Genomic DNA, 18,594 nt, shown 5'->3' on the forward strand with positions numbered 1-18,594 from the left:
GTTGTAATTATTTGTATGTTGTCTTGCCGTAGCGCCGGTTCTTTTCCGCCGGCCTGTAAGGCGATTCTCTCGCCTATTTCTCCGATCGGCCGGGCCGGGCCGAAGGGTGCATAAACTGCTCGACCGGGGCCGAGGCGCCGTTCGGATTATAGGAAACGGAAATTATGTGCGCGTCGTCCCTACTCGTACAGACGTACACATGCTTCATGCTACTGTCGAAATAGGCGCTTTCACCCGATCCAATACGAAAAGGCGCGTATTGATCCGTATGAATTTCAATTTCACCTGTGATCACGTAGACGAATTCTTCGCCTTCATGCTGGTTCCAGTCCGAGAATTCATCCGCGGAGCGCGCCGTTATCCACATCTCCAGCGGGATCATGTTCTTGCGGGAGATTTCGGTCGAATGGGCGAGATAGGCGTACTGCTCGGTTGAAAACGGCACGCCCTGACCCCGGGCGGTCTGGGTCTTGCGGCCGCTGACCGTGGGCTTCAGCCCTGGTGTGACGAACTGCTCTATGGCGATGCCGAGTCCGTCGCAGAGCCGGATCACCACGTCGAAGGACGGCGACACCTCGCCCCGCTCGATCTTCGAGAGGTTGGAGACAGAGACGCCGGTGCGCTGCGCAACCTCAGCCAGCGTCAGATCGCCATCCTGCCGCACCAGCTTCAGCCGCTCGCCTACGGCGTTCGTGCCGACGGAGGTCCTCTGCACTTGCGGCTTTGTCATCGATCTACTCACGCCTTCTCGCCCGGTCACGCTATGCACGATTAGAAGATAATTTCACCGACAGGAAAAAATCAACTTGATTTCTCGTGCGGGAAATAATTTTCATATCAGAGAGAAAATGCCGTTGCCCCAGTGAGGAGAGTTCGCGTGAAGATCAAGGCCGTGGAAGCCGTCCCGTTCGCATTGCCTATCCGGCGGCGCTTTCGTTGGAATGGCCTCGATCAGGAGCTCGGTGAATTCGTGCTCGTCCGTGTTGTTTCCGATACGGGAATCGTGGGCTATGGCGAGGCGACCCCGCTTGCCAGCTGGGGGGGCGAGCATGGCCGGCATGGCGGCGAGACCCTGTTCACCGTCCGCCACATGGTTGAAACGGTAATCGGTCCGCACCTCATCGGCCGGGACCCGACGGCGATCGGCGCCCTCATCCCGCTCATGGACGAGCTGGCGATCGGCCATACCTACGCGAAATGCGCGATTGAAATGGCATTGCACGATCTGTGGGGCAAGGCGGCCGGCCTTCCCGTCCATCGCCTACTCGGCGGCATCGTTCGGCCAGGCGTCGTCGTCGCCCATATGGTCGGGCTCATGGACGTGGGAGAGGCGATCGCCGAGGCGGAAGCCGCCAGCGCCGATGGCATCAAGGCTCTGCAAATCAAGGGCGGGCAGGATGCCGAGCGCGACATCGAACTCCTGCACGAGTTGCGCCGCCGGCTGCCCGACATGCGCCTGCGCCTCGATGCCAATCAAGGTTACAAGCCGCTCAAGGTAGCCTTTGACGTATCGCGGCGGCTTGACGGCGCGGGGATCGACTACATCGAGCAGCCTGTCGCCGGCCTGTCCGATATCGCTCGCGTAACGGCGGAAAGCCACGTGAAAATCATTGCCGACGAGAGCTGCTGGTCGCCGCGCGACGCGCTTGATCTCGTCGCCGCGCGCGGCGCCGATGCGATCTCCATCTATCTCGCCAAGGCCGGCGGCATGCGTCGCGCGGGCGATGTCGCCGCCATCGCCGAGGCGGCCGGTCTCCCCTGCGACGTCAACGGCTCCATCGAATCCGCCATCGGCAATGCCGCCAACCTGGCCTTTGCGCTGTCCACGCGCGCGGTCTGCCTTCCCGCCGTCATCCCCATCTCGGCACCGGCCGGCACCCACCCGTGCAAGATCGGCGGGCATTATTTCGAGGACGATGTCATATCCACGCCCTTCCCCTTTGCCGACGGCATGCTGTTGCCGCTGGAGGCCCCGGGCCTTGGCATCGAGGTGGACGAGGCCAAGGTTCGGAAGTACGCGCTGTGAACACGCCGATCGCATCGAGCGCCAATGGCACTTTCCGGCTCGCTGTCGACATTGGCGGCACCTTTACCGATGTGGTGCTGATGGCCCCCGATGGCCGCCTCTCCACGACCAAGGTCCCCTCGACGCCGGACGATTATGCCCGGGGCGTCATCGAGGGTTGCCGGCAGATTCTCATGCGCGAGAATGTGGCCGCTTCGGACGTCGCCGAGATGCTTCACGCCTCCACCGTCGCCACTAACGCCATACTGGAGGGCAAGGGCGCGCGTACCGCACTCGTCACCACGGAGGGCTTTCGTGATGTGCTGGAGCTGCGGCGCATCCGCGTGCCACGGCTGTACGAGCCGCTCTACCGCAAGCCACCTCCCCTCGTGCCGCGCCGCCATCGCTTCGAGGTGGCCGAGCGCGTCGGCCCACGCGGCGAAGTGCTGCGTGCGCTGGACGAGGCGGCCTTCCAGGGGATCGCCGGCCAGATCGAGGCGGCCGGAATCGAGGCGGTCGCCGTCTGCTTTCTCCATTCATACGCCAACCCGGACCACGAACGCCGCGCCGGCGAACTGTTGCGCACGCTGCTGCCGGATTGCTTCGTGACACTCTCGGTCGACGTGCTGCCAGAGATCCGCGAGTACGAACGCACCAGCACCACCGTCATCAATGCCTATGTCGCGCCGCCGGTCAGCCGCTATCTGACCTCGCTGCGCGCCGGGCTGGACAAGGAGGGCATCACCGCGCCCCTGTTCATGATGCAGTCTTCCGGCGGCATCCTCGACCTGGAGACCGTGCTGCAACGCCCGGCGCTGGTCGTGGAGAGCGGTCCGGCGGCCGGTGTCATTGGCGCCGGCTTTGTCGGTCGGCGCGCAGGCTTCGACAACATCATCGCCCTGGATGTCGGCGGCACGACCGCGAAGGCCTCGGTGATCGAGCGGGGGCGCTACCTTACGACGGACGAATATGAAGTGGGCGGCGGCATCTCGCTGTCGAGCCGCCTCGTGAAAGGTGGCGGCTACGCGCTACGCCTCCCGGTCATCGACGTGTCGGAGGTCGGCACGGGCGGTGGCAGCATCGTCCGCCTCAACGCCGCTGGCAACATCAGCGTCGGCCCCCAGAGCGCGGGAGCAAAACCGGGACCCGTCGCCTATGGACAGGGCGGCGTCGAGCCAACGGTCACCGATGCCAATGTGGCACTTGGATATCTCAACCCGGTGGCCATTGCCGACGGTACGGTGGCGATCGACCTCGCCGCCGCGCGCGCCTCGATCGAGTGCGAGGTGGCCGGCCCGCTTGGCCGATCCGTCGAGGAGGCCTCCTACGGCGTTCTCGCCATCGCGAATGCGCTCATGGCCCGCTCGGTACGTTCGGTCACCACGTCACGGGGGCGCGACCCGCGGGACTTCGCCCTGCTGGCCTTTGGCGGCGGCGGCGGCCTGCATGCGGTGGGTCTCGCCGCTTCGCTCGGCATGCGCCGGGTGATCATTCCGCCCGCTGCCGGCGTGTTCAGCGCCTTCGGCCTTCTCTATTCGGAGATCGAATTCGCCCAATCCCAGGGGTTTCTCACCCCGCTCGATACGGCGGACCCGGCAGCGTTGGGAGAGGCCTTCACCCGGCTTGAAGCCAGCGTCCTGCGCCATCTCGGACGGCCGGCCGACACTGTCCGGCTGCAACGGCGGCTCGACCTGCGCTATGCCGGCCAGGCGTTCGAGCTCGCCGTCGATATGCCGGAGGGCGCCTTCGACACTGCCATGCGCGACGCCCTCGCTGCTGCGTTCGATGAGGAGCATGCGCGCACCTATGGCCATAGACTGCCGCGCGCCCATCCGCGCGAGATCGTGACACTCCGCGTGATCGGAACGGTTATCACTGAGCGGCCGGAGAGCCATCTCGCGGCGCGTAAGGCGCAGGGGCCCGCCGCGACGCGCCCGGCCTATTTCGGCGACGCGGGCTGGCTGGAGGCGCGCATCGTCGAACGCCAGGGCCTCGCAACGCCCCTTGACGGCCCGCTCATCGTCGAGGAGCCGGACGCGACCATCATTGTTCCGCCCGGTTGGACCGCGAGCCTCGACACCCGGTTCAACATACTGATCGACCAGACCGTGGAGTTGCCAGCATGAGTGACGCGACCACGAAAATGGGGAACGCGACCACCGATCCGCTCCTGCTGGAAGTCATCCGCAACGGCCTCGACACCGTCGCCGACGAGATGGCGCTGATCCTGATGCGCACCGCCTATTCGGCGATCATCCGCGATTCCATGGACTATTCGACGGCGGTCTGCGATGCCGAGGGCGAAATCGTCGGCCAGGGCCTGACCACACCGATGCATCTGGGCAGCTTCCACGATGCGATGCACCATCTGATCCGCGAATATGACGGCGATATCCGCGAGGGCGACATCTTCATTGGCAACGACCCCTATCTTGCCAGCGGTCAGCACCTGCCGGACATCTACATCATCAAGCCGTTCTTCCATAAGCAGCGGCTGGAGGGCTGGGCCACCACCATCGCCCACCATGTCGATGTCGGCGGGCTGGTGCCGGGCTCCAACTCCATCGGCGCGACCGAGATCTATCAGGAGGGGTTGCGCCTACCGTTTCTCAAACTGCGCGAGGGCGGTGTCGACGATCCGAAGATCTGGCGCATCGTCGAGGCCAATGTGCGCGTGCCGCACCTCGTGCTCGGTGATCTACGCGCGCAGGTCGCGGCGGCGGAAGCTGGCGTGCGCGGCCTCGAGGAATTGTACACGCGCTTCGGCGCCGACAGCACGCGGCAGGCACTCGTCGATCTGCACGACCTCGCCGAGCGCATGGCGCGCCACCACATCTCCGCCATTCCCGATGGTGTCTATCGTTTCACCGATCACATAGACGGCCTTGGCGACCGGCCTGAGCCCATCGTGCTCAACGTCGCCCTGACGGTAAGCGGCGACACCATTGTGGCGGACTGGGAGGGCACGGCAGCACAGGTGAAGGGCGGCATCAATGCGCCGCTGTCCTTCACCAAGTCGAACGTCTATGCCGCGCTGCGCTCGGTGATGCCGCAGGAAATGCCGAACTGTCACGGCTACACCCGGCCGATCACCGTCCGCGCGCCGGAAGGGACGCTGGTGAACTGCACGTTGCCGGCGCCCTGCGGCGCGCGCGGCATCACGGGCTATCGGATCATCGACTGCATCTTCGGCGCCCTGGCGCCGGCCCTGCCCGACCGGGTGACCGCGGACGGTGCCGGCGGCTCGACCCTGCCGACCTTCGCCGGCCAGCATGAAGGAGGGCCGTTCGTGTTCTCCGAGTGCATCATGGGAACGTGGGGCGCCAGTCGCGACGATGACGGGCAGGACGGCGTGCCGCATATGGGCTCCAATCAGTCCAACGTCCCCATCGAGATGATCGAGGCCGGCTACCCACTCCGCATAGAACATTACGGGCTGGTGCCCGACACCGGCGGCATCGGCCGGCGGCGTGGCGGCCTTGCGCTGCGCCGCGATTACCGCGTGCTCACCGACGACTGCTTTCTCGGCGTGCGCTCGGACAAGCGGGACTTCGCGCCGCATGGGCTGTTTGGCGGCGGCGAGGGAACGCCCTCGATGAACCTCGTCACCAATGGAAACACGCGCACGGCGCTGCCGGTCCTGCCGACCGCACCGCTGACGCTCCACAAGGGCGCATTGTTCAGCCACGTCATGGCGGGTGGCGGCGGATTTGGCTATCCGCTGGAGCGCGAACCGGAACGCGTGCGTGACGACGTCCTGGACGGCCGTCTTTCGCGCGAGGCGGCACTGCGCGACTATGCGGTGGTGCTCACCCCCGCGCACGCCATTGACTGGGACGCGACCCATGCGGCGAGAGCGGAACGGGAGAGTGTGTCATCGTCACCATCCTCATAGCGGGCGGCGCGACCGGCATCGGACGCGCGAGCATGCGCGCCTTCCGTGCCCAAGGCGACGATGTGTTCCTGGTCGATACCAACCGGGTGGAGGCTGAGGCGGCCTGCCGCGAAGCCGGCGCGGGCAGAGCGCGGGCGCTCGTGGGCGATCTCAGGGACCCAGATCTGCCCAAGGCCGCCGTCGCGGCCGCGCTGGACGCTTTTGGCGCCCTCGACACGGTGTTCGTGAACGCCGGGTTGCTGCACGCGGCAGCACTCGCGGACTGGACGCTCGCCGACTGGCAGGCCAGCCTGATGGTGAACCTTACCGCGCCGTTCCTGTTCGCGCAGGCGGCGGCGCCGGCGCTGAGGGGGTCGACCAATCCGAGCCTTCTCTTCACGTCGTCGACCGGCGCGCTGCGCGGACACGCCGGCATGCCCGCCTATCATGCGACCAAGGCCGGTCTCGTCGGGCTGTGCCGCAGCCTCGCGGACGAGCTCTCGCCCGAGGGCATTCGCGTGAACTGCCTGCTGCCGGGATGGGTGGATACGCCTTTCAACAGCCCGTTCTGGTCACACCAATCGGACCAGCGAGCGGCTGAGCGCGACCTCGTCGCGGGAATTCCGCTGCGCCGGCAGGGAACGGCGGAGGAACTCGCCACCACCGTACTGTTTCTCGCCTCGCCCGCTGCCGCCTACATCACCGGCGCCTCGCTGGTGGTCGACGGTGGCTATACCGCCGTCTGAACCATCGAGAGTCCTCCATGCGCATCGCCGACCCGTTCTCCTCGCAGCCGCGCCCGGTCCTGTTCGGCAATCGCGGGGCCGTCGCCGCGGCGCATCCGCTGGCGGTCACGGCCGCGACTGAAATGCTGTCCGCCGGCGGCTCGGCCGTGGATGCCGCGATCGCGGCACAGGCCGTGCTGTGCGTGCTGTCACCTGACAATTGCGGCCTTGGCGGCGATCAGCTTTGCCTGGTGCGCACCGGCGTCGGCGCGGTGACGGCGGTCAACGGCACGGGCGCCGCACCTGCTGCGATGAACCGCGCCGATACGGATGGGGGAAACAGCGTCACCGTTCCCGGCATTGTCGATGCATGGGTGGAGATGAGCCGCCTGTGGGGACGGCTGCCACTTGGCCGCATCCTGCTGCCGGCCATCCGGCTGGCGCAGGACGGCCTGCTGGTGAGCGAGGATCTCGCGCGTACCTTCCGTCAGTATGAGGCGCGGCTGCTACGAGGTGGTGCGCAGGACTGGGCGCTGCGTACGGCGCGGGCCGGGACGCGCCAGCCCCAGCCGGAACTGGCACGCCTGCTCGCAGACATCGGCGAAAGCGGGCGCGACGCATTTTACTCCGGCGCGATGGCCGAGGCGATCTGCGGCGCCATCGCGCGGAATGCCGGCGCGATGAGCCTCGCGGATCTCGCCGGACATGCGAGCACGGTCACCCCACCGATGACCACGGAGTGGCGCGGCAGGCGGCTGCATGTCCAGCCTCCCATTTCACAGGGCGTCCTGCTCTCCATGGTGCTGGCCGCCGAGGAGAAACTCGATGCGCTGACGCCGGAACTTCGCGACCATGCCGGCATCGAACTGACCGCGAGCAGCTTCGCCTTCCGTGATCGCGCCGGCGAAGGCACCGCCTTGCTGCAGGAACGCCTTACCTTTGATGCCGAGAGGGCGAGCGGCCGGACCGGACCGCGCGCCTATCTCCACACAGCGGGCGTGGCGGTTGCCGACCGCGACGGCCTCGTCGTGTCCTCACTCATCAGCGTGTTCGACAGCTTCGGCTCGGCCGTGTTCGTGCCCGAGGGCGGCTTCACACTGAACAACCGGGCGGCCGGCTTTACCGTCGCGCCGAATGACAGCGCCGGCGGCAAGCGTCCGATCCACACATTGGCCCCGGCGCTGCTGGAGACGGCGGACGGATGCCTCGCGCTCGCGACACCCGGTGCCGATGGTCAGGTGCAGACGCTGACCCAGGTCCTCACCCACATCTTCGTGGAGGATGACGACGTCGCGACCGCCATCGCCCGTCCCCGCTGGCGCAGCCAGGACGGCAAGCTGCTGGTGGAGCGCGCTCATCCTTATCTTGAGCACCTTGCCAGCAAAGGCCACGACGTCGCCTTGACGCAGGATGGCGACCTTCGTTTCGGCGCGGTGGTCTGCGCCGGCATGCGCGATGGCCAGCCGTTCTGTTGCGCCGACTGGCGACGCGAGACCTGGGCGGGAGCAACCTGAAGGATTGCGACGTGCGCGGCTTCCGCGATTTGTCGTACCTTGTGCCAAGGGTGAACTTTCAGATCGCCTCCCCCCGATCGGAACATTGGCCGAAGGTCAGAGCGAGGCCCTGCCGATCGAGGCGCCTCCATCCACATGCAGCGTCTGGCCGGTGATGAAGGCCGCATCGTCGGACAACAGGAAGGCGATGGCGGCGGCGATTTCCTGCGGCGTGCCGAACCGCCCCATCGGCACGCCGGACAGGTAGCGTGCCTCGCCGACGCTGCCCGGCGCGTTGTTGGCGCGGAACAGCTCAGTCTCGGTCGGCCCGGGCGCAACCGCATTGACGGTGATGCCGGTGGTCGCAAGCTCCAGCGCCCAGCTGCGGGTGAAGCTCACCAGCGCCGCCTTCGCAGCGGCATAGGCTGTGCGCTCCACGGCACCGAGGATGGTGAGGCTGGCGATGTTGACCACCCGCCCCCAGCCGCGCGCCTTCATGCCCGGCAAAGCGGCCTGGACAGCGTCGAGCGCGGGATGGAGATTGGTCCGCAGCACCTCGTCGAGCGTCGCGGCGTCGATCGCCCCGAGCGGCTCGGCGCGCACCAGCCCGACATTGTTGACGATGCCGTCGACCGGATCGGCCGCGATGATCTGTGCCAGACGCTCACCCGCCTCCTTGGCACTGAGATCGAGCGTGTGCAGCTCTCCGGGAAAACCGTCGCTCCGGTTCCGAGCGATCCCTATGACACGATGGCCCTGCGCCGACAGGCGCTCCGAGAGAGCGAGACCGATGCCCTTGCTGGCGCCGGTAATGAGGAAGGTCCGTTGCATGTGCGTTCTCCACCCCGCCTGCATCAGGCGGGGCACGTGCGGAAGGGTCAGGCGGGCGTCGCGCTTCGGGCGCGGCGAAGCGCGGGCAGCATGTCGACCGGCTCGGGCCGGCGCGTATAGTCGGGATTGACCTCGGCATAGAGGATCGTGCCGTCCTCGGCGACCACGAAGCGGGCCGGCATCGGCAGGGTCCAACTCGGGTCGCCATTGAAGGCCGGCAAGTCGTTCTTCAGCGATTTGTAGAGGTCGACCAGATAGTCCGGCAGCGCGAACCGCAGGCCGAAGGCGGCGGCGACATCGTTGTGTGGGTCCGACAGGATCGGGAAGGACAGCGCGTTCTGGCGGACCGACTTGCGGCTGTTGACCGGGTTCTGGGGCGAGATCGCGATGAGGCTCGCGCCCAGCTCCTGGAACTTTGGAAGCGCCTCCTGAAGCGCCTGTAGTTCCATGTTGCAGTAGGGGCACCAGACGCCGCGATAGAAGCTGATGACGAGCGGCCCCTTGCTCAAAAGCGACGCCGAAGAGACGGCGTTGCCGTCCGGATCGACGAGGGTGAAGGCCGGAATCCGGTCACCGGCCTTGAGTGCCCGTTGCGCCGCGCCAGAGGCAACGAGTTCAGCGGTGGCGCGGTGCATCGTCTCGATGACCGAACGGGGCACATTGTAGGGCGGTTTGCCGGCCTGGAAATCGGCCTTGAAGGCGTCGAGCTTTGCCTGAAGGGACATTGGGATTCTCCCTGATGGAAGTGGAATCGCTGTGGCGGGAAGGATTGGCGCTCAGTCGGCAGCCGCCATCGAACGGGCAACCTCGGCGGCGCTGATGCCTTCAAGCGCCGGGCCATAGCCGACCCCCTCGTCGATGATCCGGCGCAGCTTCTGCGTCAGTGCGATGCGGGTGTAGCGGCTGGTGAGCGGCGGCAGGGCGGCGATCCCCTCGGCGATCTCACGGGCGCGGGCGAGTAGCCTGTCGGCCGGGACGATCTCGTTGACCACGCCCCATTCCTTCGCCGTCGCGGCGTCGAGCACCTGCCGGGTGAAGATGACATAGCGGCCGCGCACGCTGCCGATGACTTCCGGCCAGAGCAGGTTGACGCCGTCGCCCGGCACAATACCGAAGTCGAAATGCGGCTTGTCCTGGAACACGGTTTCCGGCGTGGCGAGAATGATGTCGGTCAGCAGCGCATATTCGCTGTGCAGCAAGACGGGGCCGTTGAGCGCGGTGATCATCGGCACCTCGATGTCGAGGATGTTCATGAGCACCTTCTTGCCCTCGCGATAGATCTTGTCGTAGCCGCGCGGCGAGAAGAAATCGAAGCCCCCGGGGCTGATCGCATCCATGAAGGCGTCGCCCGATCCGGTCAGGATCACGACCCGATTGTCGGGGTCCGCGCCGATCTGGTGGAACAGTTCGACGAACTGCTCGTGGGTATGGCCGTTGAAGACCAGCTTCTGACCATCGGTGTGGAGGGGACCTCAAGCACGCCGCTGTCCGAGCGGGTGAGTTGGGCTTTGGCGAAGCCGTTCTTGTAGGTGTCGAAGCGGGACATGGGATGGCTCCTGCGTGCGTTCGCACGGTTGAATGGATCGGGGGGAAGGTCAGGCAGCGGGGACGAGCGCCTCGACGCGGGCAATGGCGCGTTGCACAGCGGGCCGGGCGGTGATCGCGTCGTACCAGCGGGAAAGGTTGGGTCGGGTATCAAGCGTGACGCCGGGAAATGCGCGCCGCCACAGCCAGCCGAAATGGGCGATATCAGCGATGGTGAAGTCGTCGCCCGCAGCGAAGCGCTGGATCGCCAGCTTGGCTTCGAGAAGATCGAGAATGCGTTCCGCCTCGCCGGAGAAACGGGCTTCCGCGATGGGCTGGGGCTCGGGCGATGATCGCTTGAAGAAGCCGGCATTGCCGAAGGCCGGGCTCAGCGCCGAGGCGTGGAAAAACAGCTGTTCGAAGACGCGCGCCCGTCGCTCTACGTCAGCCGGCAGCAGCAGACCGCTCCTTTGCGCGAGATGGACCAGGATCGCCGCGCTCTCGGTCAGTACGAAGGCGGCGTCGCCATCGCGCTCGACCAGCACCGGCACCTTGCCGTTGGGATTCAGGGCCAAAAACGCGGCACTCTTCTGCTCACCCTTGCGGACGTTCACCGGCCGCAGTTCGTAGGTGAGGCCCATCTCCTCCAGCGCGATCGGGACCTTGACGCTGTTGGGCGTGGCGAATGCGTAGACTTCGATCATGTTCAGCTCCGCGAACCGCGTCTCGATGTGTTCGTGGGGCTGTTATGACTATTCCCGGAAAGTTGCGGCAGGCGGGTTGAAGCGATAATGCTCATTCTCAGGAGGAATGAGCATGGATCGTTTTCAGGCCATGCAGACCTTCGTGACGGTGGTGGAGGCGGGATCGTTCTCTGCTGCCGCACGGCAGATCGGCGTCGGCCAGCCGGCCATCTCGAAGACGATCGCCCAGCTTGAGGATCGCCTTCAGGTGCGCCTACTCATCCGCTCGACGCATAGCCTCGCGCCGACCGATGCGGGCGTGCGCTTCTATGAACGAGCGCGATCGGCGGTCCGGGAGGCGGAGGAAGCCGAACTGGAGGCGCGAGGCGCGGGCGCCAGCCTGTCGGGACGCCTGCGCGTCTCCGCAGCCACGACTTTCGCGCGCCTACTCATCGTTCCGCGCCTGCCGCAATTCCTCGCACGCCACCCCGACATCGAAGTCGACGTGCTGCTCGATGACCGGGTCATTGATCTCGCCTCCGAGGGCATCGATCTGGCCCTGAGGATGGGGGAATTGACCGATTCCTCCGCCATCGCCCGACGGATCGCCCGCGGGCGACGCTCCGTTATCGCGACCCCCTCTTATCTTGCGCGCGCGGGCACACCGCAGGCCCCAGCGGATCTCGCGGCGCATGAAGCGATCGTCTACAGCCAGCTCGGCAATAACTGGACCTTCCGCCGAAACGGGACAGAGGCCTCCGTCGCGGTCAGAGGTCGCGTGCGGTTGAGTGCCGCGGAGGGCATCCGCGCGGCCGTGCTCGCCGATATGGGGCTGACCGTCAACTCCGACTGGATGTTCGCCCCCGAACTGAAGAGCGGCGCGGTGCGGCGCGTGCTTGAGGACTGGGAGCTGCCGCCGGTCGATCTGTGGGCCGTGTTCCCGACCGGGCGCCTCGCCAGCGCAAAGGCGCGCGCCTTTGCTGATTATGTGGAGAGCATCCTAGGGTCAGGGCCCATTGATGTGAGCGGCTCGATATGATTCAGGCTCCGTGAGGAGACTGGATTTGAACGATCTGGATTGGCTGACGGACGAGCAGATGGCGCGGCTCGGGCGGATGATCGCCGGGTGAAAAGACGAACCTCGGGCGCCTGATCGGCCGCACCAAAGGTGGCATGAACACCAAGTTCCATGCCGTCACCGACGCGAACGCCCCTCCCCTTGAGCGTCTTCATGGCCGCTGGCCAGGTCAGTGATTACATCGGTGCGGCGGCCCTGCCGGACGAATTGCCCAAGGCGCCATAACCGCATCGAGATCATGTTCCGCTGCCTGAAAGACTGGCGAGGCGTCGCAACCCGCGATGACCGATGCCCGACGGCCTTCTTCTCCGCCATCGCCCTCGCTGCCACCGTCATCATTTGGCTCTGGTCAATGACTCCCGACCCTAAGGGCTCCCGCCCAGTCCGAAAGTGTCTTGATGTCGGCAAGGATATCATCGGGCGGCCGCGCCGACGATCGCTCTCGATCACCAGTTTGCGACCCAGCGGACGGAGCCAATCTTCAACCGGAAAGGGCCGATGGCGGGAAATGCAAAGCCCTTCGTCGCGGATTGGTCTCTTTGTCCAGGCCGCACATGAAGGACGAGGAAACCGAGATTGGGGAACTGCCTCCGCCGCGCCGCACATGGAGAGCCACCGCGCACGCATGCCCTCGACAATCCCGCGCCTGCGATCGCCGCGAGCGGTCATCTCCACCCGGTGCAGGGTCATGTCGATGCTGAGGGCCGACCTTACGATTTCCTGTTACGCATGCTGCAGCCACACGAGCTGGCGGCCGCGTTGGGATTCAATTCACAGGAGGCGACCTACGAGTTCGCCGGCACTAAGACCGAGCAGATCAAACAGGTCTGCAACGCGGTCTCAAAGATGAAGATGCGCGCCGGCGTCGGCGCGTTGAGAGCCGATCCCGTGCCGGTCCAGCCCGCACCGGCTGAGTTTCGGGAGGCGGCGGAATGAACGCGAGTGTCTCACTGCCGCTCTGGGTGTTTCTCCTCAGCCTTTGGCTGGCGGGGGCGTTCGGCTTCAGTGTCGGCTTTCTCTGGGCTGCGCTGTGCAGGTTGAACAAGGAGAGCGGCCGCTGCTGACAAGCTGATCCCGCTCATCAGGTTCGACGACGAGCGGTTCGGATTCGGAACAACGGTCTATAAATACCGTCATTGCCTCCTGCGTTCCGGCGGCGCCCCGACGAAGACCGACGGCGAGGAAATCGCCGCAAAGAAGGCTGGCCGGCGTGGTGGTCTATCGTCCCCGGAGGCGAGAGATGGGGGCGTCGCGCAGAATGGGAAGCAAGCGCAGAGCGTGGTCTTCGGGCCGCGCCCGCTGGCCGAAAACGAAGATTGAACCTGGAGACACGCAATGAAGCCACGAACAGCACTAGCGGGAACGATGCTCGCGGCCTCCCTCTTGTTGGGAGTTGGGGCCGGCCACGCTCAAGATCTCACCCAAGAAGAGGCGAACACGATCGCGGTGGAGGCGTATCTGTACGTCTATCCGCTCGTCACCATGGACCTGACGAGGCGGCAGATGACCAGTCTGGATCCCGCCAAGAATGCGTTCGGCGGGCCGGAGAACTGGTTCACGAATGTTCGTGCCTATCCGCCCGCGAACGAAAAGGCGGTCGTTCGGCCGAATTTCGATACGCTCTACTCCTCCACTTTCCTCGACTTGTCCAAGGAGCCCGCTATCGTATCGGTTCCCGATACCGGCGGGCGCTACTACCTGCTTCCCATGCTCGACATGTGGACAGACGTCTTCGCTTCACCCGGCTGGCGGACGACCGGCACCAAGGCGACGAACTTTCTCGTGACCCCGCCCGGCTGGCGGCCGGACGTCGGCGAGGATTTCGCCAAGACGCTCGGCCTTCCCGACGGCACGCGCAGGATCGAAGCGCCGACGCCGCTCGTCTGGATCATCGGGCGCACCAAGACTGACGGCCCTTCGGACTACGCGGCCGTTCACAAGATTCAGGACGGTTTCAAGATCACTCCCCTGTCAAAGTGGGGGCAGGAGATCTCGCCGCCGAAGTTCTCGCCGGACCCGACCGTCGACACGAAGACGCCGCCGAAGATCCAGGTCGACACCATGGCTGGGAAGGATTATTTCGCCTACGCTGCCGAGCTTATGAAGGTCGCCCCTCCGCACCTCACAGACCAGCCGATCATCGCGCGCATGGAGCGACTTGGCCTACGGCGAGGCCAGAGCTTCGATGTCGACGGCGCCGATCCGGTCGTGAAGGCCGCCATTGAGGCCGCGCCCAAGACCGCGCAACAGCTGATGGCCTGGAAGGCACCTAGGATCGCGCAAACCGTCAACGGGTGGTCGATGGATGTCGACACGGTAGGCGTCTACGGCGACTATTATCTGAAGCGGGCGATCCTGACGCAGATCGGGCTCGGCGCCAACGTGCCGCAGGATGCGATCTACCCGATCGCGGTGACCGACGGCGACGGACAGCCGCTCGACGGTACGAACCGGTACGTTCTGCATTTCGAGGCGTCCCAGATTCCGCCGGTCGACGCCTTCTGGTCAGTCACCATCTATGATGACGACGGCTTTCAGGTCGCCAACAGCCTGAACCGGTTCGCGCTTTCGAGCTGGATGCCTCTCAAACGTAACCCCAATGGGTCTATCGACCTTTATTTCCAGAAGGATAGCCCCGGCAACGACAAAGAGGCGAACTGGCTGCCGGCGCCAGACGGGCCGTTTAACGTAACCATGCGGCTTTACGCACCTCGTCCCGAGGCGCTGATCGGGAAATGGGCGCCGCCGGCGATCGCCAAGGTCAAATAGCTTCTGATCCCCAGGACCCAATAGAGGCCCTGAGCCGCTGATGATGACGACGCGCATGCGGTACCTTTCCGGCGCAGGCCGGGCCAGGCGACGGTCTCGCATGCGCATCGCTCCGTCCCGGGGAACACGCCGGAACCCCGCGAACAGGAGCTGCCTCGACAAGGCCGCCGCGCACCAGCGCGATCCCTCGCCCGCGCTGGCTTTGCCTGGTGGAGGCAGAGCGCCGCAGCGTTCAAAGCTGAGAGAGAGAAAGATGAAACAGTTCCTGTTCCGGATCTTGGCGATCCACCTTCTCGCCATTCCCGCTTCTGCCGGCCTCGCCCAGACGGCCGTTCCAAAGGGCGGAGCCCTCGCCGCCGACATCACGGCGCTTCGTTCCTATGCGCCCGGCGTCAATCCGGGCGCGACCGAGTTCGACGCGATTGATCGGGCAGCGATCGCCAATCTGATCTACGCCTACGCCTTCGCCTACGACAACGGAGAACCGGACGCTTGGCTCGGCCTGTTTACCCAGGACGCGGTGTTCGTCGCCGGCGTCCCGGGCCAGACGCCGGTTTCCTTCACGGGCGAGGGCTTCCGCACGTTCTGGACCGAGCGAATGAAAACGTTCCGCTCTTCCGGCAACCTGCGGCGGCACCTGATGTCGAACATCCTGTTCCTCGACCAGACGGCCGACACGGCGCATGTCAGCGTCGCGGGGCTGCTGACCAACGCCAAGGACGGCAAGACGTTCAGCGCCGTATCCAGCCTCAACTACGAAGGCTGGCTGGTGAAGGGGCCGGCGGGCTGGAAGATCGCGTGCTGGCACGACTTTCCGGACGCCGCATTCCCGGAATAGCGCCGCCCTGGGCGTGTCGACGCGTCGCCTCCCATCCCCCCTCACCTTCTGCTTGCGCGCCACGCTAACTTTCGTCATGACCGACGCTGGCTTTCTGAAATTTCGCGACGGTCGGGAGGGGGCGGATGGCAATTGACCGATCGATACCCCTGGTCCGGGCAAGCGGCCTCGGTCCGCTTCCGGCGGTCTTCGAACAGCGGGCCGGGGAGCGCGCCCTCTGGAAGGCCTTCGAACAGGAAGGACTGCCGCTCGCGGTGATCGGCGCGCCGCAGACGCCCGTTCCATTGGGCTCCATGATCGGCGTCTTCGAAAGATGCGCTCGCCTTCTGGGCGACCGGACGTTCGGGATCGACGTCGGCTTCGAAATGGCAAAGGCTTGGGGCTATGGCTTGTGGGGCGCCTACGGCGCCGCCGCCCCGACACTCGGTCAGGCGATCGAGCGATATTGCCGGACCTTCCGCGCCCATGCCCTCAGCGGGAGGCTGGAGCTTCTCCCGCGCGGCGTCCACCGGGTCTGGCGCTGTGTGGGGCCGCCGTTCAGTTTGCCTGCCATCCACCACGCCGATCACCTGATTGGGCCGATGATACTCCTCTCCAGAGAGTATCTGGGCTCCCGATGGACGCCAAAATGGATCGAGGTCTCCTATCTCCGCGACGCTGATGCCCATCTGCTCGAAGACAGGCTGCAGATCCCGATCCGCTACGGTTGCGGCGGCATGGGGCTCGCCTTCGCTCCCGAAGATCTGCTCGCACGGCGGACGCGAGATCCTGCGAAGGGTTCCGAAATCGTGACGCTGCGGGAAGTTGTCGCCGACGTGGTTCTGTCGCGCGCCGCCGAACCGGCCCGCTCAGTTTCGGCCATCGTGGCGCTTCGGCTTCTCGACGGGCAGACCGACATCGACGGAACGGCGCGCATGGCCGGCGCGAGCGTCCGGAACCTGCAACGCCTGCTTGCTCAAGAGGGCTACACCTATCGCGAAGTAATCGACGCGGCGCGCAGGGCCCGGGCGCTCAGCCTGTTGCAGGAAACGGAGAGGCCGATCCTCGAAATCGCGATGCTGCTCGGCTACGAGGATCACGCCAGCTTCTCCAGGGCCTTCCGTCGCTGGATGGGCTGCGCGCCCTCGGAATTCAGAGATCGCACCCAACCTGTAGTGTTGGCGCAAACTGCGAAGCTGCTCGGCGCCTAGGCTCAGGGCAAGCTGATCACGGCCAGAAGAGCACGGTGGCCGCGGGAGCCGAGAAGAAGACGGTTGGACATCGGTCGTAACGGCTTGCGACGCCGCGCCAATCCTTGAGGCGGTGAAACATGATCTCGATGCGGTTGCGCCAGCGCAGCCCGTTCCGATTGACGAAGATGATCCCGCTCAGCACCCGTCGGTCATCGACCCGTGGCTCTTGGGAACATACGGTGACAGACGCGCCATCCGCTCGTCCGTTAGCCAATAAAGACCGCTCCCACTCAGCCTCTTCGGGGAGCCTGAATCATATCGCAGCCCGCCGATGAGGGGACCTGCGCCTAGGATTTGCCGCCCTTCGTCGTCGAAGGGGTCCATAAAGCCCATCACGGCTCAAGCGAGCGTGGGGACGTCTATTCCGTACGTTCCGATTTTTCGCAGCCAGCCAAAGTCTAACCTATTGAAGCTGGCGCGCCGACCAAGTCGAAACCAGGAACACCTATATCGTTGAAATTGCCCTCAATTAGACGGGTGGCGACCTGGTCTTCTGCGAAGGGATAATGGGTAGGCACCTCAGGGAGTCGTCTTGGAATGGCAGGTTTGCGGCGCCGCTCTAGATGACCGACTACAGCACACCCTCTCCTCGGAGCGACTGTTTGCCCGAGGATTGATTTTCACCGGCCTCTGAATGTCTGCTCGGCGATCCCCACGAAGCCCGTTTGCACGGCGAAAAGCGAGCCGGAGAGCGGAGCTGCTTCCAGCAGCGGAGCCGTCAGCTCCAGCCGCGCGCTGGTGGCAAAAAGAACAGCCTGCCCCCTCCCACCAAAGGCAACACTCGTAAGGCGCGGTACCGGCAAAGGCATTACAAGCACACGCTCCCCATCCGACGAAAAGCGGGTAACCCGCCAGCCATCCCAGTGCGCCACCCAGACGCCCCCGTCGGCGTCAACGGTCAGTCCGTCTGGATAACCCTCGTCGATCGCCATTTCGGCGAAAACCCGGCGATTGCGGAGACCGACGACATCGGGCGCGAGATCATAGGCAAGAATTCGCCGTCCAACACTGTCGCTGAGATAGAGCACATCGCCATCCGGCGAGAAGGCCGGTCCGTTGACCACGGTGAAGCCGCTGTCCGCCAACACGGGAGGCGATCCAGGTGCCCAGCACCACAGCGCACCCCGTGGATCGGTCTCGGCGAGATCGCTCGTACCGATCCAGAGGCGTCCCCACCGGTCGACCTTGGCATCATTATAACCGATGCCGCCGCGTCCTACTTCGGGATGGCAGAGCGGTTCCATGTCGTCGCGCTCCCAGTCGTACAGCCACAAGCCATCGGAGGCGCTCAGTACGAGGCGGCCGGGTCCATCCCCGGCGACGATAGCGCCCAGCGGCGGCGGACGATCGATCCGGCGGGTCTTGACCCTCCCCTCGCCGTCCATGCGGTGCAGGTGCGCAAGGGCCAGGTCGAGCCAGTAGAGGTGGCCATCCACGGGATGCCAAAGCGGTGCCTCCCCGAGTGCGTCCCCGGTTTGAGCGGCGACCCAAAAGGTTGGGCGCGACGAGATCGGTCCGCGGGTCATCGTCCGCCCTTCCCCA

At 65.4% G+C, this 18,594-nt stretch carries 17 protein-coding genes and 3 pseudogenes; 12 read left to right on the forward strand and 8 right to left on the reverse strand.

From position 1 onward, the window contains the following. Positions 1 to 73 precede the first annotated feature (73 nt). Positions 74 to 730: a helix-turn-helix domain-containing protein gene (locus G3A50_RS04595; RefSeq protein WP_163074169.1), complete on the reverse strand. Its 657-nt coding sequence runs from the start codon at positions 728 to 730 to the stop codon at positions 74 to 76. Positions 731 to 877: 147 nt separating this feature from the next. Here G3A50_RS04595 and G3A50_RS04600 point away from each other — a divergent pair, with 147 nt between their 5' ends. Genes G3A50_RS04600 through G3A50_RS04620 form a run of 5 tightly spaced genes read left to right on the forward strand, consistent with a single transcriptional unit; the run spans position 878 to position 8,118 of the window. Next, entirely contained in the window at positions 878 to 2,026 is a 1,149-nt protein-coding gene (locus G3A50_RS04600) for a mandelate racemase/muconate lactonizing enzyme family protein (protein WP_163074170.1), read from the forward strand. After that, the gene (locus G3A50_RS04605) at positions 2,023 to 4,131 is read left to right on the forward strand and encodes a hydantoinase/oxoprolinase family protein (RefSeq protein WP_210255220.1); all 2,109 of its coding nucleotides are present in this window, start codon (positions 2,023 to 2,025) and stop codon (positions 4,129 to 4,131) included. The genes G3A50_RS04600 and G3A50_RS04605 overlap by 4 nt, the downstream gene beginning before the upstream one ends. Then, positions 4,128 to 5,900, forward strand: coding sequence for a hydantoinase B/oxoprolinase family protein (locus G3A50_RS04610; RefSeq protein WP_210255221.1), 1,773 nt, complete (start codon positions 4,128 to 4,130; stop codon positions 5,898 to 5,900). The genes G3A50_RS04605 and G3A50_RS04610 overlap by 4 nt, the downstream gene beginning before the upstream one ends. 17 nt (positions 5,901 to 5,917) lie before the next feature. Further along, positions 5,918 to 6,625 (forward strand): SDR family NAD(P)-dependent oxidoreductase, encoded by a 708-nt coding sequence (locus G3A50_RS04615; protein ID WP_343037839.1) that lies wholly within the window; start codon positions 5,918 to 5,920, stop codon positions 6,623 to 6,625. A gap of 17 nt (positions 6,626 to 6,642) precedes the next feature. After that, positions 6,643 to 8,118, forward strand: coding sequence for a gamma-glutamyltransferase (locus tag G3A50_RS04620; protein ID WP_163074171.1), 1,476 nt, complete (start codon positions 6,643 to 6,645; stop codon positions 8,116 to 8,118). Between the two features lie 96 nt (positions 8,119 to 8,214). On the opposite strand, the gene G3A50_RS04625 is transcribed toward G3A50_RS04620, so the two are convergent. From G3A50_RS04625 to G3A50_RS04640, 4 genes are all read right to left on the reverse strand, one after another. After that, positions 8,215 to 8,928, reverse strand: a complete 714-nt coding sequence (locus G3A50_RS04625) for an SDR family oxidoreductase (protein ID WP_163074172.1) — start codon at positions 8,926 to 8,928, stop codon at positions 8,215 to 8,217. Between the two features lie 47 nt (positions 8,929 to 8,975). Continuing rightward, positions 8,976 to 9,653 carry a peroxiredoxin-like family protein gene (locus G3A50_RS04630; protein WP_163074173.1) on the reverse strand — a complete coding sequence of 226 codons (678 nt, stop codon included), beginning with the start codon at positions 9,651 to 9,653 and terminating at the stop codon, positions 8,976 to 8,978. Positions 9,654 to 9,704: 51 nt separating this feature from the next. Then, the gene (locus G3A50_RS04635) at positions 9,705 to 10,373 is read right to left on the reverse strand and encodes an enoyl-CoA hydratase/isomerase family protein (RefSeq protein ID WP_343037840.1); all 669 of its coding nucleotides are present in this window, start codon (positions 10,371 to 10,373) and stop codon (positions 9,705 to 9,707) included. A gap of 150 nt (positions 10,374 to 10,523) precedes the next feature. After that, positions 10,524 to 11,156: a glutathione S-transferase family protein gene (locus G3A50_RS04640; protein WP_163074174.1), complete on the reverse strand. Its 633-nt coding sequence runs from the start codon at positions 11,154 to 11,156 to the stop codon at positions 10,524 to 10,526. Positions 11,157 to 11,268: 112 nt separating this feature from the next. Here G3A50_RS04640 and G3A50_RS04645 point away from each other — a divergent pair, with 112 nt between their 5' ends. The 7 genes and pseudogenes from G3A50_RS04645 to G3A50_RS04670 all read left to right on the forward strand — a co-directional run bounded on the left by G3A50_RS04645 (position 11,269) and on the right by G3A50_RS04670 (position 17,010). Further along, entirely contained in the window at positions 11,269 to 12,174 is a 906-nt protein-coding gene (locus G3A50_RS04645) for a LysR family transcriptional regulator (RefSeq protein ID WP_163074175.1), read from the forward strand. Between the two features lie 89 nt (positions 12,175 to 12,263). After that, a pseudogene (locus tag G3A50_RS04650) lies at positions 12,264 to 12,559 on the forward strand (transposase family protein); the annotation flags it as partial. A gap of 383 nt (positions 12,560 to 12,942) precedes the next feature. After that, positions 12,943 to 13,149 carry a hypothetical protein gene (locus G3A50_RS04655; RefSeq protein ID WP_210255223.1) on the forward strand — a complete coding sequence of 69 codons (207 nt, stop codon included), beginning with the start codon at positions 12,943 to 12,945 and terminating at the stop codon, positions 13,147 to 13,149. Then, positions 13,146 to 13,277 carry a hypothetical protein gene (locus G3A50_RS22790; RefSeq protein WP_281355836.1) on the forward strand — a complete coding sequence of 44 codons (132 nt, stop codon included), beginning with the start codon at positions 13,146 to 13,148 and terminating at the stop codon, positions 13,275 to 13,277. The genes G3A50_RS04655 and G3A50_RS22790 overlap by 4 nt, the downstream gene beginning before the upstream one ends. 271 nt (positions 13,278 to 13,548) lie before the next feature. Further along, on the forward strand, positions 13,549 to 14,982 hold the full coding sequence (locus G3A50_RS04660; RefSeq protein ID WP_163074176.1) for a DUF1254 domain-containing protein: 1,434 nt from the start codon (positions 13,549 to 13,551) through the stop codon (positions 14,980 to 14,982). A 100-nt stretch (positions 14,983 to 15,082) separates the two neighbouring features. Next, entirely contained in the window at positions 15,083 to 15,820 is a 738-nt protein-coding gene (locus tag G3A50_RS04665) for a nuclear transport factor 2 family protein (RefSeq protein WP_246252126.1), read from the forward strand. A gap of 125 nt (positions 15,821 to 15,945) precedes the next feature. Then, complete coding sequence (locus G3A50_RS04670) at positions 15,946 to 17,010, forward strand: helix-turn-helix transcriptional regulator (protein ID WP_163074177.1); 1,065 nt, start codon at positions 15,946 to 15,948, stop codon at positions 17,008 to 17,010. A gap of 16 nt (positions 17,011 to 17,026) precedes the next feature. On the opposite strand, the pseudogene G3A50_RS22450 reads toward G3A50_RS04670, so the two are convergent. From G3A50_RS22450 to G3A50_RS04680, 3 genes and pseudogenes are all read right to left on the reverse strand, one after another. Next, positions 17,027 to 17,152 (reverse strand): annotated as a pseudogene (locus G3A50_RS22450) (IS5/IS1182 family transposase); the annotation flags it as partial. Then, positions 17,144 to 17,247, reverse strand: a pseudogene (locus G3A50_RS22455) (IS5/IS1182 family transposase); the annotation flags it as partial. The pseudogenes G3A50_RS22455 and G3A50_RS22450, both read right to left, overlap by 9 nt. A 425-nt stretch (positions 17,248 to 17,672) precedes the next feature. Further along, entirely contained in the window at positions 17,673 to 18,578 is a 906-nt protein-coding gene (locus G3A50_RS04680) for an SMP-30/gluconolactonase/LRE family protein (RefSeq protein WP_163074178.1), read from the reverse strand. Between the last annotated feature and the right edge of the window lie 16 nt (positions 18,579 to 18,594).

Source organism: Ancylobacter pratisalsi, assembly GCF_010669125.1.
Taxonomy (GTDB): Bacteria; Pseudomonadota; Alphaproteobacteria; order Rhizobiales; family Xanthobacteraceae; genus Ancylobacter; species Ancylobacter pratisalsi.